This is a genomic window from Mucilaginibacter sp. dw_454 (assembly GCF_018449775.1).
In the GTDB taxonomy this organism is placed as follows: domain Bacteria; phylum Bacteroidota; class Bacteroidia; order Sphingobacteriales; family Sphingobacteriaceae; genus Mucilaginibacter.
Map to the genome: position 1 here is coordinate 1 of NZ_JAAVVB010000002.1, position 13,349 is coordinate 13,349.

Below are 13,349 nucleotides of genomic sequence, written 5' to 3' on the forward strand. Positions count from 1 at the left end.
GGACTTTTTGAAGCTAATGAAAAATCAACTCTTTAAAGCTATCTTCAATAAACCTATTAAACAACCTTATGAAACCTGTCTTTTATTCCTTATCGCCACTTTTCTACTATACTCGCGCGTTTAAAAGCCAAAAAATGGTACCCAACGACGGTAAGATTCAGTTGATGCCAAATACCATATAAAACGTGATAGCTTCGTTACTATAAAGGATACATTTTTCTGCGCAGGGTGTTTGACAGCGGGAAGCTTGTGCAACAAATATATATCGACACCAATCAAAATACACCCACTCGTAAATGGATTTGGGATTTAGATCATCAGGACTCTATTAATATAAAGAAATATCTCATCCATATAGCTAAAGGTAAACACCAACTGCAACACATCGAGCTACATAATTTCCCAACACAATGGCGGCCTGTATATGAATTTAGGAGTGACTATTAGGTGTACAACCCTTCGGATGGCGGATACAAAAGTACAATGATAGTTACAGATTCTTTAATGATACGTTATTACGGGTTTGATGGATATTATCCTATAGCTATAACATCATTTACCAAATGCCTTGATAATTCTGTTGTTATTAAATGTAAATACTACCCGGTTGCATAAGCGATGACCTTGAAAGAGGTAAATATATATGCGATACATAATCGTACAGGCTTGTCTATTTGGATTATGAACGACTCGCAATACGGCCGAGATACCATGTTAATGGTGCCTAAACAAGGAGAGAATAGCTATAATGCTATTACTAATGCTTGTTTTGAAGTAAGAGATGATGAATATGACTTCTCTGGAATAAATTTCAAAAAGCTACTTAGTAAATACCAGGAATACTAAACAAAAAAAGCCCTTCGATAACTCGAAGGGCTTTTTTGTTTTATGAATATCTTATTGATATTGAATATACATTGGGTAAGGCTTTTTCTTCAAAACCTCTTCAGGCGTCAACATATGATGTGGCGCTTTCTTGATATCGTTCTTATAAAATAATTTAAAGCCGGTAAACTGTACAGGTTCGTTATGAACAAAATAGCGCCAGGTGCCTTCTTTCAAATCTGGTTCGCCCCATCCATCCATATCTATCACTAACTGAATTTCCGGATGTAATTTGATGTTCTGGTAATTGGTTAGCATCTTTTTCGTAAAGCGGTGAACAATCAGGATTTTTGGCGGCAGGTTGTATTTTTTAACCAAACCAGCCAGATAACCTGATACATAGTTTACATCGGCGGCATCATAGGTGCCAATCTTTTTGCCTGGCAGGCTACCGTCTTTCATTGAAAATTCAGGATCCATACCGAAATGCACTTGCGGCATAATCAGGTACTTTTCTAACAATGGCAACTCGGCATGAATATTACTCAAAGCAACTTGCACGTCTAAAAACACAATTGCATGAGCCTTTTTGGCCAAGACCAATACACTGTCAATCTGTTTAAATGGCATACGGTTACGGTATTTACCGTCTTTGCCGGCATTGCCGCTAGCTACTACTGCTATATAATGTAAAGCAGGTTGTACTGGTGTTTGCGGATCAGCTTTTTGCCAATTTTTTACTTCGCCTTTTAACTTAGCGAGCATTTCGTTTGGAGGCAATTCTCCCAAAATCCCCATCTTTTTAGCGTATAGGTTTCCGTAAAAAGCAACCACACGTTTAAACGGTAAAATAGCTCCCGGCAATGGGTATGGTGCATTTTTTACCGGCCATTTACCAGTTGTATCACCGTGTGCCATGCGCTTCATCAATGAATCATATAGCTTTTTATCTAACGGAGGATAAACTACTTTAGTGGTCGTATCGCCAGGTGCTGTTGCTGCATTTTCGCCGGCCGTTGCTGCGGTTTTTGCTGTAGCGGCGGCAGCTTTGGCTGCAGGTTTTTGCGTGCAGTTAGAGAACAACCCTAACGATGACAACATTAATAATGTAGATAAAAATATATTTTTCATTTATGATTTATTTGCTTGTTATTATAGCGTTGTGAAGTATCGGCCCGATGGTATTGTACCAAGTACAAAATAACGCGATTTAATTTAGTCGATGGGGTTAAATTATCCACAAAACACCTATTTGTGTTTATAAAATTTGCCAAACACGCCCAGTGGTAATTTGATGCCCGATGTGGCTTGCAAATACAACTCGCCAATCTCCAGATTTTGAACTTTGGGAAATGCGCCTTTTATTAAATTTTCGACAATAACTGCCGAGAAACCAAGTGAATAAGTATTTAATATCAGGAAGTGTTCTTCGGGATCAAGTAGCTGTACTACGTCATGCATCATCTCGTTGATATGATCTTCCAATTTCCATTTTTCGCCGTTAGGGCCATGGCCATAAGCCGGCGGGTCGAGGATAATACCGTTATATTTTTTGCCTCGTTTTAATTCGCGTTTTACAAATTTCAAAGCATCCTCAACTACCCAGCGAATATCTTTTAAACCCGATAATTCCTGGTTCTCATTTCCCCAGGTAACCACCTGGCGGATGGAATCTACGTGTGTAGTATCAGCGCCGGCACCCCGGGCAATTAATGAAGCACCACCGGTATAGGCAAACAGGTTAAGAACCTTTGGATCGGGTGTTTTAAATTTTTTGATGTTTTGCGAAATATAATCCCAGTTTACAGCCTGCTCCGGAAAAATGCCCACGTGTTTGAAGGACGTTAGCGCTAATCTGAATTTTATGGCTGCCTCTGGATTTTTATATTCGACGTGCCAACGATCCGATGTCGATGGGCTTTTTTTAATCCACTCGCCCGAAGTTGCAGAACGACCTTTAAAGCGGATATGATGCAAACGCTGCCACTCAGTTTGGGGCAAAAGCTTATTCCAGACAGCTTGTGGCTCGGGGCGTATCAGTATTAAATTACCAAAACGCTCCAGCTTTTCAAAATCGCCGCAGTCAATCAGTTCATAATCTTTCCAGTGAGTGGGAGTAAGCAGTTGGATCATTGCCGTTTAGCAGTTAATAGATAATAATTTCGTGGCGCAAATATAGGCATTAAGGCCTACTTAATCGGCCTCGGGAGGGGGTATTTCTGAAAATGCTGAAAGCTAACTTGTAGTAACATGTTTGTTAGAATGAGCAAAAAATTTCTGTGCCAATAAGATGATCTGTATTTTTAATCTCTATTAATACCCAACGCTCGTGAAAATTTTAAATACATCTTTCAAACTGCTTTTGCCGGCTTTATTATTAACGGTTACAGCTAATGCACAGAAGCTGCCTAAAATACAAACCGCCAGTGTGCTTGCGCCTGCCAACACTAAAGTCGACGGCAAAACAACTGAATTTGGCAATAAATTCCAGGCTTTTAACCGCACTACCGAGGTATATTATACCCTATCAAACAGCGCGACTAAATTGTATCTAACCATACAATCAAATGAGCGCCGGATTGTAAAAAAAGTTATAGCAAATGGCATAACTTTAACTATCATGGCCGATCCGAAGCAAAGCAAAGATGGCTTAGCGGTTACTTTTCCTACCTATGGAAAATCTGAGCGGCCACCTTTTTATAATTTAAGAAACCCGTATTTGGAAGTAAAAGATACTACTGTTAATAACGCCATGGCCGACTCAGTTATGAATACTTACAATACAGATCTGACGTCAAGATTGAAAATGATCGGGGTTATTGGCGATCCCAATGTACCAGACAGTACCCTGTCTGTTTTTAATACTGAAGGCTTTAAAGCCGCCGGGCGTTTTGATCATAAACTGGCCTTTACTTTTGAGTTGGCTATACCGCTTAGCTTAATAAAGTTTGCTGCAGATAAGCCTGGCTATTTTAAATACACTTTGCAGGTAAATGGCCCTCCGGGCGATGTGCAGACCGATGGTAACAATCAATTATATTATATAGCCGGCGACGGTAGCCGGGTAAATATAGGCTGGCCGGGTCCTGATAACCTTGGTTTTTCTAATCCGACGAGTTTTTCGGGCGAATATACGCTGGCCAAATAACCCGTAAACAATTTGCCCGGGGAGCAGGTTAAATTAATGTGCGATAAATATTTTGTTTATGCCAATGCTTTATGTGTAAATTTAGTTTAACCAATTATCCCTCCAAATGGTGAAAATATCTAACTGTAAACTATTTAGTCTGCTGTTGCCTATGCTGCTTGTGTCTGCTTTTGTTAATGCTCAAAAGTTGCCGAATGTTCAAAAAGGCGGGTTACGTGCTCCTGCGAGCGTCAAAATAGATGGCAAAGCAACCGAGTGGAATAACGAATTCCAGGCCTATAATCACGCTATACAGGCATCGTACACTTTAAGTAACGATGATAATAAATTATATCTTGTTGTTAGCACTAACCGCAAAGAGATCATCAACAAAATAATAAACGGAGGGGTATCGCTGGTTATTAATAAAACTAAAAAAACTGTTGTTGACGCACCTTCAATTACCTATCCGGCTTATAACGATGATGAAAAGGCTATAATCCCGTTGAATGCGATATTTGATATACAACCCGGCGCCCCGAATGCTGATCATAAAATGGACTCGCTGGTAACCTCCAGCAATTCCACTTTAAATGATAAGACCAAATTTATACGCTTAAGCGGATTAAAAGAAGACGTAGACACACTAATATCGGTTTATAATAAAGACGGCATTAAAGCCACCAGTGCTTTTGATAACAACAAAACCTTTACGCTTGAAATGTCTGTCGACCTGAAACTGCTCGGGCTGTCTATAGACAACAAAACACCGTTTAATTACAATATAAGATTTAATGAAATTAAGCTGGACTATGTTCCGGGTGTTGACATTACCCGCAATACCGAAGGCGTAATTACCCAAATGAAAGTGAAAGATTTAAAACTCGCTAATTCTTACATCAGCGCCTTGTCTACTACCGATTGCTGGGGAACATACGTGCTGGCGAAGTAAGCTTTACAACTTAGCGCGCGCCGCCTGCATAAACTTGCTGGCGAACACGAAATCGTTTAACTCTTTATTGTCGGTTTTCGCAATGTCCTTGTTGCTGCCTTCCCACCATTTTTCGCCATTATGTAAAAAGATGATATGATCGCCTATGCCCATTACCGAGTTCATATCATGTGTAACCACTACGGTGGTCATGTTGTACTCGGTAGTTAATTCATTAATCAAATCATCAATTAAGATGGATGTTTTAGGGTCGAGGCCTGAGTTCGGCTCGTCCACAAACAAATATTTAGGCTGCATAGAAATGGCGCGGGCAATACCTACACGCTTTTTCATACCGCCGGATAGTTCTGCCGGATAGAGTTTATTTTTGCCGGCAAGATTAACACGTTCCAGGCAAAAATTAGCACGTTCCAGTTTTTCGGCATTGGTTTGCTTTGTAAATAAATTAAGCGGGAACATAATGTTCTCCTCAACGGTCATAGAGTCAAACAAAGCCGAGTTTTGAAACAACATACCTATGTGCGTACGGATAGGCACGCGCTGCTCAAAACTCATTTCGGTAAAGTTCTCGTTAGCAAAGTAAACAGCGCCTTTGGTAGGTTCATGCAAACCTACTATGCATTTAAGCAAAGTGGTTTTGCCCGAGCCGGAACCACCTATGATGAGGTTGTTTTTACCCTGCTCGAAAGTTGCAGAAATGCCTTTCAATACATGGTTCTCGCCAAATGTTTTATGAATGTCCTTAACTTCGATCATAGCATAATGCGGGTTATCACCAGATCGGCAAATAATATCATAACACAACTGTAAACCACGCCGCGGGTTGATGACTGACCAACCTCAAGGGCACCGCCCGAAGTATAAAAACCCTGGTAGGCACAAATAGAAGCAATGATAAATCCAAAAACTACCGCTTTAACTAAGGCTACTTGTACGGTTAGCGCATCAAAGCCATCACGCACACCTATCAGGTAATCATCTGGAGTAATGTCGCCAGATAAAACACAAGCTAAATAGCCGCCGCCAATACCTAAGCAGATGGACACTATAACCAACAAAGGCACCATAGTCATACTGGCAATGATTTTGGGCGATATTAAATAGCCGGGTGCATTTACGCCCATAATCTCCAAAGCATCGATCTGCTCGGTTACGCGCATGGTACCAATTTGCGATGCAATGCTCGAGCCTACGCGGCCTGCTAATACCAGTGCGGAGATAGTAGGACTAAATTCAAGAATGGTAGAGTCGCGCGCAATTTTACCTGCGATACTTGCAGATACCAGTGGGCTGCTTAACTGGAATGCTACCTGTATAGTAGTAGCCGCGCCTATAAAAATAGATATGATAGCAATAATGCCTAACGAGCCTAGGCCAATAGAAACCATTTCGCGCATAACCTCGGCCCAGTAAACACTAAATTTTTCGGGGCGACGGAAGCTTAATCGGAGTAAAAGAATGTATTTGCCTAAACTGTAAAACATGCTATCATAAGTAAACCGGGTTAAAAATACACTTAAAGTAGTTATTTAACGTAATGAGCGATTAATTGTTTAAAGCTAATTGCCGTATGTGAAATTTATCGGTAAAGTATAACTTACTCTAACAGCTACATTGTTCTTTTTACCGGGTAGCCAATTAGGCGATAATTTCATTACACGGATGGCTTCGTCAATATAGGCTTTTGGCGGCCCTGGTCGAGCCGCTATGCCTGATAAACTACCATCTTTTTCTATAACGAAATAAACAACTACTCTGGTTGAACCAGAACCATTGTTCGGAGCATTTAAATGCTTGCTTAAAAAACTTCCAAAAGCTTCCATACCGCCAGGAAATTGCGGCTGTTCGTCTATCTTTGAATATTCAAGTGGTTGATCTCCGAAATTGACATTGAAAATTATCGGCATGGTGTAAGCTACTCTAACCGGCTTATTGTCTTTTAAGCCAGGTGCCCAGGCTGGCGATGTTTCTAACACACGTTCCGCCTCATTTTTTAATGAAACACTGGGCCCAGACAACGCGTGTATCTTAGATAGTTGGCCGTCTTGCTCAACTACAAATTGAACATAAACTTTGCCTGACGTATAATTAGCCCTGTCAACTGCGGGATATTTGACATTGTCTGCTATAAACTTGCTGAATGTCTCTTGCCCATTAGCGAATACAGGGTCTATGTCTATGGTTCCGCTGGAATATATTTCGCCGGTTTTATCATATTCCCCATCCCGAACTTTGCGATTTAGATCTTCTGCGGGGTCTGTTACGTATACAATGCGTCTGCCGTTTGCAAGTGTATCAAAATGTAAATTTAAAGAAACAGGCACCCGCAGCGGACTATTATTTGCTGCTAACCCGGGTTTCCAGAGAGCTGATAGTCCAATCAATCTGGCCGCCTCGTCGCCAAACTCCTTTGAGGTGGCTTGTGTTGCTTTTAAATGCGTTAACGCACCATTTTTTTCTACAATTAAACTTACCTGGGCTTCTCCTTGATCCCTGTTTTTTACCACCTCATCAGGATATATTATATTTTCTTGTAAATATTGATCAAGCTCAGATGCATCACCTTTGTATGACGGGTTTGTTTTAGGATTAAGTATTAAAGAACCCGTTCTGTCATAAGTTGCGTAAGCGGTACTATCTTCATATGGTTTCCATTTGCCAAAAAGTTGTCCATCTTTAAGCGAAATTTGTCTTAATGGTATTTTTAGATCGGCATCGTAATCAATCAACCTGCCGTTGCCGTTTTTAGCAAAAGCGACACCAGTTGAATCCCAACATTCTACATATTTAAAAGTAAACGAAACCCTATGCTTAACTAAATAGGTTTTGCCGTTGGGAAAATATTCAGTTTCATCATCACCCTCATAACCGTTTTTATAGATATTTGATTTTGACTTGTTGCCATTGCTGAAATATTCAATCACTTCGCCATTGACCTTTCCATTTTGATAAGACATTGTTCTCATGCGATTACCGTTAGGGTAATAAGAAATTGCCGGCCCTTCTAACGTTAAATTTAGCGAATGAGATGTAGAAAATGCGGTCAGCTTAATTTTACCGTCTTTATAATATTCAAAAACAGGGTAACGATTGTTATCCTTTGCGCTTTTCGGCCATATCAATAATGAATACTCAGCACTATCCTTAACGGTAGCCCCGCCCTCGCCATTAAAATAATAAACAAGCGTATCAGATTTCGACTTCTGCGCGTCGGCATATTGGAACGCCATCAGCCCCAATAAAAAAACAGATAAGGTTTTGAACATAATATATTAAATACGCCTTTAATATAGCAGCAATTTTTCTTTTGATCAAGTAGTCTCAACCCCACCCAAATATTATTTCACCGACAATTATACCCCATTCCCCGAATAGTATAAACGCTATGTTTTAAATATATCTACTTTTATGATATGAAAAATGCATTAATAACCGGATCAACTAAAGGCATGGGCCGCGCAATAGCAATAGCATTTGCTAAAGAGGGCGTAAACCTGGCCATCAACTCGCGCAATGTTGATGACCTGGCCGCTTTTAAAACCGAGCTATTGCAGATTAACCCCAACATTAAAGTTTTTACCGCCGTTGCCGATGGCAGCAATCGCGAACAACTGTTACAGTTTGCAAACGGCACGCGAGAAAACTTGGGTCAGATCTCTATTATCGTCAATAACCTGGGTATGTATAAATATTCTAAAATATTGGCCGATGAGCAAGGATTGTTTGAACAGATGATCAATACCAACCTGATGCCTGCTTATGAGCTGTACCGCTTTTTCGGTGCAGACATGGTATCAGCACGTAGCGGTCATATCTTCAATATCTGCTCGGTAGCTTCTTTAAACCCGGTGGTTGAGGCAGGTATCTACAGTGTAACAAAGGCGGCGTTGCTAAGTCTCAACAACACCATGAGGCTGGAAATGCAGGAGCACGGCGTAAAAGTCACCGCGGTGATTCCCGGCTCGACATTAACAGACTCTTGGAAGGGCCAGGTGGTTGATAAAGACACCATGGTTTTACCAGAAGACATAGCATCGGCCATTGTAACTATTTATAAAATGAGTACAGGCGCCAATGTCGACCAAATAACTATAAAACCCGTAGGCGGGCAACTATAACCGATTTTAAAAATTACGATCATGGAAAAGAAATTAGAAAGAGACGAACAGCATAAAATGATTGCTGGTGTATGCTCTGGATTAGCAAACTATTTAAGCGTTGACATTACTATTATCAGAGCGGTATTTGTAATCTCAATGATATTACACGGCTCAGGTATCATCCCTTACATTATCCTCTGGATAGTGATGCCTAAAAAGAAATTTTACGGCTTTGGCCAGCCCGGCTTTGCGCCCGGTGTTGACTACACCGTGCCACCACAAAATGGCCCGGTTGACTATAGCGTGCCCAGTGGATTTGGCGCTGCGCCAATTGAAGCCCCACGCAGAAAACGCGATGCAAGCATTATTGTAGGATTAGCATTAGTTACATTTGGTGCGTTTTTCTTACTGGATAATTTTAATTTGCTGCCCGATTGGGATTTCGAGCGCCTGTGGCCGGTAGTGTTAATTGCACTGGGTGTTTTACTGGTGTTTACCCGCAGGGAAGCAAAACCATGGGAAAAAGCAGACTGGCAGGCTACAGAGCAACCAGCCACTGAAACTAAAACCGAAGAAAAAACAGAGGATACTCCTCCAACCGAATAATTATCATAAAAAAAGTAAGATCATGAGAAACGATAAAATAATTCCGGGCGTAGTCCTGATATTGATAGGAGCGATATTTTTGCTTCACAACTATGGTGTAATTCATTTTCATTGGGGTAACATCTTTCACCTGTGGCCAATATTTATTGTGATAGGTGGGGTAAACCTGATATTTGCCAACAACCGCACAGGCTGGGCTATGGTTATTAAATTAGGGGTAATCATTTTAGGCTTTGCGCTTATTGTGTTTGGTAACTTTGGCCGCCACACATTTTTCCCTGCTTATGTTTATTCTGACGACGATGACGACGATCATGGCAAAAGCATGATAACCAAAGTTTCTGGTAACAGCGAGTTTAACACACCGTTTGAGGCAAACGCCAAGGTAGTTACTTTAAATATTGAAGGTGGGGCCACCTCGTATCACCTTAGTGATACTACCGATCAGTTATTCAGCGCTTCTACCCGTGAGTTTGGCGGACGTTATGAATACAGCCACAGTAACGAAGATTCTTTATACACGCTAAACTTTAAAATGCGTGGTCATCATGGATTTAACCTTGACTTTGACTCTGAGAAAGAAAAAGGTAAGGACAGCACAAAAACCAATTCGGCTACTTTGAGATTGAATCAAAAGCCTGAGTGGAACATCAACTTGAACACTGGCGCTGCCGAAGTAAATTTCGACCTGTCAAAATTTAAAGTACGTTCGCTTAAAATAGACGGGGGGGCCGCAGAGTTTAATGTAAAAATGGGTCAGCCTTTAGAAAACACAAATGTCAGGGTAGAAACGGGCATGTCAGACGTTACAATTAGCGTGCCTACTACTGCTGCCTGCCATATAAAAAGCAGCACAGGTTTATCATCAACCAGTTACGACGGCTTTACCAAGGTATCTGACAATAATTATGAAACCCCGGGCTTTAGCACCGCGAAAAATAAAATGTTTATCAAGATTGATGGCGGCCTTGCCGACTTTAAAGTTAAGAGATACTAAGTCTCTTAACTTTATTTGGTTACAATAACATAGGTTTTAGCCAGGTTATCGTACCAGGCCTGACGGTGTATGCTAAAGAAAATACTCACAAAAGGTAACCAGATAGTGATAGACAACACTACGCCTAAATTGCGCAAAAACGCGCGGGGTACAGATAAACGCTGGCCGTCGATATCAACCACAGCTAATTTAAATATCTTTTTGCCGAGGCTGCCCTTTAAACCGGTGGCCTCGCAAATTGTATTATAGATTAAGAAACTACCCAGCAATATTAAAGACAGCTTGATCATTGAAGGGGGCACTTCCGAACCAAAGTTGTAGGTGGTTGGCAGTACAACAATGCCCGCACGGGTAGCAACATTCGCTACTATAATATACCAGCAAAAGTAGTCCACTAAAAATGCGCTTAGCCTTTTGCCAAAACTTGCCAGGTTATCTTCCGTAGGGAAATAAATTCCCTGTTGCTCAAAATAATCGTTAAGCTCGGGTAGTTCTGATGCATATTGTGGCGTATCGCTATCGCCGACAATGATTTCAGTATAGGTATCAATATCCAACTGCGATAGCTCATAAAACGTATATGGCCCTTTTTTCTCGTCGCCCTCAACCAGGTAATATTCTTTGTTCATGTTACTTGCAAAAATACAGCGAAAGGTAGATAAATAGTGCTATAATACTTTAGACTTTTAATTTTTACATTATCTGCAACAACATATTTGTAATTTTGCGTTTATGGATGCTTCTGCTATAAAATTATTGCCCGGCCGTTATTGTAATTCGTTAACCGAGTATTCGCGCTTTGTTACCCGTGAGGTAATGATTGGAGATGTTGGTATCGGGGGCGATAATCCTATCCGCATACAAAGCATGACCACTACCGATACCATGGATACCATGGGTACGGTAGAACAATCCATCCGTATGATTGAAGCAGGTTGCGAGTTGGTGCGGATTACTGCGCCGAGCATTAAGGAAGCTCAAAATCTTGCCGGAATAAAAAAACAACTACGCGATCGCGGTTATAACACGCCGCTGGTTGCTGATATCCATTTTACCCCTAACGCTGCAGAGGTTGCCGCACGTATTGTAGAAAAAGTACGCGTTAACCCGGGCAACTACGCCGATAAAAAGAAATTTGATCAGATAGATTATACTGACGCTGAGTATCAGGGCGAGTTAGACCGCATCTATAACAAATTTGCGCCATTAGTAAAAGTGTGTAAAGAGTACGGCACGGCCATGCGCATTGGTACTAATCATGGATCGTTGAGCGATAGGATCATGAGCCGCTATGGCGATACGCCGCAGGGTATGGTCGAGTCGGCAATGGAATTTATGCGGATGTGCGAGACGCTGAACTATTATAACCTGGTGATTTCGATGAAATCGAGCAATCCGCAGGTGATGGTACAGGCCTACCGCTTGTTGGTTGAAACCATGGTGGCCGAGGGTATGAATTACCCGCTGCACCTGGGCGTAACCGAGGCTGGCGACGGCGAAGATGGCCGTATCAAATCGGCCGTAGGTATTGGTACTTTGCTTGAGGATGGCTTAGGCGATACCGTCCGCGTATCCCTAACCGAAGAGCCCGAAGCTGAGGCACCGGTGGCGATTGCGCTGGTAGACCGGTATTCGAAGCGTAAAGCAGAAAGCGAAAAGCAAATAGCGAATAGAGAGCTTTTAGCTTTGGACTTTCAGCTTTCAGCTCATAACCCCTACGAATACAAAAAGCGAGAAACCTACGAAGCCAATGCCTTTATTGGCGGACACATGGTGCCGCGTGTGGTGGTTGATCTGTCCAGATCTAACTTAAAAGACGCTACTGTATTGGGCGATGCCGGCTATCTTTATTCTCCAATTTTGGATAAATATAACATGGCCGAGCAGTCGGTTGATTTTGTTTATTTCGGGGATGAACTGCCGTCGTTTAACCTGCCATCAAACTTAAAACAGTTATATAACTATTTTGCCTGGAAAAAGCTGGCCGATAAAACGCTATGCCATCCGGTATTTACTTTGCAGGAGTTTATTAAGGCCGACGATCAATCATCAGCCTTAAACCTGGTACGCTTAAAGCCTGCCGATATTGATTCGGATGCATTTGGATCATTGCCATTTAGCAACTCGCTCATTTTTGTTTTGGAGACCGATGCGCTGCATGGTATGGCTGATCAGCGATCGTTCTTTTTTAAGATGGAAGAACTCGGATTAGATGTACCTGTAATTATAAAAAGATCTTACACATTTGATACCCAAGACGCAGAACTTAAAACCCAGAACTTACAACTCTACGCCGGAACCGACCTGGGCGCTCTGCTGATAGATGGTTTTGGCGATGGCATCTGGATCGACGCTCCGGAAGTGGAAACCAAAGTAATTACTTCTACTGCTTTTGGTATTTTGCAAGCTACCCGATCACGTATTTCAAAAACGGAATATATATCGTGCCCAAGTTGCGGCCGCACGCTGTTTGATCTGATGGTTACCACGCAGATGATCCGCAGCCGAACCAGTCATCTTAAAGGATTGAAAATTGGTATCATGGGCTGCATTGTAAACGGCCCCGGCGAAATGGCTGATGCTGATTACGGTTATGTAGGATCAGGTACTGATAAGATCACGCTATATCGCGGTAAAGAAGCTGTAAAGAAAAACATCAGCGCCACCAATGCACTTGATGAGTTGATCGGTATTATTCGTGAGGATGGTAACTGGATTGAACCTGCGGAGGTTAATTAATCA

13 protein-coding genes are annotated in these 13,349 nt (G+C 41.6%); 7 read left to right on the forward strand and 6 right to left on the reverse strand.

Annotation, left to right across the window (positions count from 1 at the left end; all coding sequences use genetic code 11):
• The first annotated feature begins 681 nt into the window (after nucleotides 1-681).
• Nucleotides 682-846, forward strand: a complete 165-nt coding sequence (locus HB679_RS07075; protein ID WP_214071267.1) for a hypothetical protein — start codon at nucleotides 682-684, stop codon at nucleotides 844-846.
• 51 nt (nucleotides 847-897) lie between these two features.
• On the opposite strand, the gene HB679_RS07080 is transcribed toward HB679_RS07075, so the two are convergent.
• Nucleotides 898-1,956 (reverse strand): hypothetical protein, encoded by a 1,059-nt coding sequence (locus tag HB679_RS07080; protein WP_214071268.1) that lies wholly within the window; start codon nucleotides 1,954-1,956, stop codon nucleotides 898-900.
• A gap of 117 nt (nucleotides 1,957-2,073) precedes the next feature.
• On the reverse strand, nucleotides 2,074-2,958 hold the full coding sequence (locus HB679_RS07085; RefSeq protein WP_214071269.1) for a class I SAM-dependent methyltransferase: 885 nt from the start codon (nucleotides 2,956-2,958) through the stop codon (nucleotides 2,074-2,076).
• Between the two features lie 196 nt (nucleotides 2,959-3,154).
• Between HB679_RS07085 and HB679_RS07090 the strand changes: the two genes are divergently transcribed.
• Both HB679_RS07090 and HB679_RS07095 read left to right on the forward strand, forming a co-directional pair.
• Nucleotides 3,155-3,973, forward strand: coding sequence for a hypothetical protein (locus tag HB679_RS07090; protein WP_214071270.1), 819 nt, complete (start codon nucleotides 3,155-3,157; stop codon nucleotides 3,971-3,973).
• A 106-nt stretch (nucleotides 3,974-4,079) separates the two neighbouring features.
• Nucleotides 4,080-4,904, forward strand: coding sequence for a hypothetical protein (locus HB679_RS07095; RefSeq protein ID WP_214071271.1), 825 nt, complete (start codon nucleotides 4,080-4,082; stop codon nucleotides 4,902-4,904).
• 3 nt (nucleotides 4,905-4,907) lie between these two features.
• Here HB679_RS07095 and HB679_RS07100 read toward each other — a convergent pair whose 3' ends face one another.
• From HB679_RS07100 to HB679_RS07110, 3 genes are all read right to left on the reverse strand, one after another.
• A complete protein-coding gene (locus HB679_RS07100; protein WP_214071272.1) occupies nucleotides 4,908-5,660 on the reverse strand; it encodes an ATP-binding cassette domain-containing protein in 753 nt (250 codons plus the stop codon).
• Nucleotides 5,657-6,388 (reverse strand): ABC transporter permease, encoded by a 732-nt coding sequence (locus HB679_RS07105; protein ID WP_214071273.1) that lies wholly within the window; start codon nucleotides 6,386-6,388, stop codon nucleotides 5,657-5,659. Before HB679_RS07105 ends, HB679_RS07100 begins: the two co-directional genes overlap by 4 nt.
• Before the next feature lie 75 nt (nucleotides 6,389-6,463).
• A complete protein-coding gene (locus HB679_RS07110) occupies nucleotides 6,464-8,170 on the reverse strand; it encodes an energy transducer TonB (RefSeq protein WP_214071274.1) in 1,707 nt (568 codons plus the stop codon).
• A gap of 147 nt (nucleotides 8,171-8,317) precedes the next feature.
• On the opposite strand from HB679_RS07110, the gene HB679_RS07115 reads away from it, so the two are divergent.
• From HB679_RS07115 to HB679_RS07125, 3 genes are read left to right on the forward strand one after another with little or no spacing between them, the layout of a single operon-like run.
• Entirely contained in the window at nucleotides 8,318-9,022 is a 705-nt protein-coding gene (locus HB679_RS07115) for an SDR family oxidoreductase (RefSeq protein WP_214071275.1), read from the forward strand.
• Between the two features lie 21 nt (nucleotides 9,023-9,043).
• Nucleotides 9,044-9,610, forward strand: a complete 567-nt coding sequence (locus tag HB679_RS07120; RefSeq protein WP_214071276.1) for a PspC domain-containing protein — start codon at nucleotides 9,044-9,046, stop codon at nucleotides 9,608-9,610.
• A gap of 22 nt (nucleotides 9,611-9,632) precedes the next feature.
• On the forward strand, nucleotides 9,633-10,607 hold the full coding sequence (locus HB679_RS07125) for a DUF5668 domain-containing protein (RefSeq protein ID WP_214071277.1): 975 nt from the start codon (nucleotides 9,633-9,635) through the stop codon (nucleotides 10,605-10,607).
• A gap of 11 nt (nucleotides 10,608-10,618) precedes the next feature.
• Here HB679_RS07125 and HB679_RS07130 read toward each other — a convergent pair whose 3' ends face one another.
• Complete coding sequence (locus HB679_RS07130) at nucleotides 10,619-11,236, reverse strand: RDD family protein (RefSeq protein WP_214071278.1); 618 nt, start codon at nucleotides 11,234-11,236, stop codon at nucleotides 10,619-10,621.
• Nucleotides 11,237-11,339: 103 nt separating this feature from the next.
• Between HB679_RS07130 and ispG the strand changes: the two genes are divergently transcribed.
• A complete protein-coding gene (gene ispG, locus HB679_RS07135; RefSeq protein ID WP_214071279.1) occupies nucleotides 11,340-13,346 on the forward strand; it encodes a (E)-4-hydroxy-3-methylbut-2-enyl-diphosphate synthase in 2,007 nt (668 codons plus the stop codon).
• The last annotated feature ends 3 nt before the right edge of the window (nucleotides 13,347-13,349 follow it).

Bases quoted from the DNA above. Each gene is read 5' to 3' on its own strand.
- HB679_RS07075 (WP_214071267.1), top strand. From the start codon at position 682: ATGAACGACTCGCAATACGGCCGAGATACCATGTTAATGGTGCCTAAA.
- HB679_RS07080 (WP_214071268.1), bottom strand. From the start codon at position 1,956: ATGAAAAATATATTTTTATCTACATTATTAATGTTGTCATCGTTAGGG.
- HB679_RS07085 (WP_214071269.1), bottom strand. From the start codon at position 2,958: ATGATCCAACTGCTTACTCCCACTCACTGGAAAGATTATGAACTGATT.
- HB679_RS07095 (WP_214071271.1), top strand. From the start codon at position 4,080: ATGGTGAAAATATCTAACTGTAAACTATTTAGTCTGCTGTTGCCTATG.
- HB679_RS07100 (WP_214071272.1), bottom strand. From the start codon at position 5,660: ATGATCGAAGTTAAGGACATTCATAAAACATTTGGCGAGAACCATGTA.
- HB679_RS07105 (WP_214071273.1), bottom strand. From the start codon at position 6,388: ATGTTTTACAGTTTAGGCAAATACATTCTTTTACTCCGATTAAGCTTC.
- HB679_RS07110 (WP_214071274.1), bottom strand. From the start codon at position 8,170: ATGTTCAAAACCTTATCTGTTTTTTTATTGGGGCTGATGGCGTTCCAA.
- HB679_RS07115 (WP_214071275.1), top strand. From the start codon at position 8,318: ATGAAAAATGCATTAATAACCGGATCAACTAAAGGCATGGGCCGCGCA.
- HB679_RS07120 (WP_214071276.1), top strand. From the start codon at position 9,044: ATGGAAAAGAAATTAGAAAGAGACGAACAGCATAAAATGATTGCTGGT.
- HB679_RS07125 (WP_214071277.1), top strand. From the start codon at position 9,633: ATGAGAAACGATAAAATAATTCCGGGCGTAGTCCTGATATTGATAGGA.
- HB679_RS07130 (WP_214071278.1), bottom strand. From the start codon at position 11,236: ATGAACAAAGAATATTACCTGGTTGAGGGCGACGAGAAAAAAGGGCCA.
- ispG (WP_214071279.1), top strand. From the start codon at position 11,340: ATGGATGCTTCTGCTATAAAATTATTGCCCGGCCGTTATTGTAATTCG.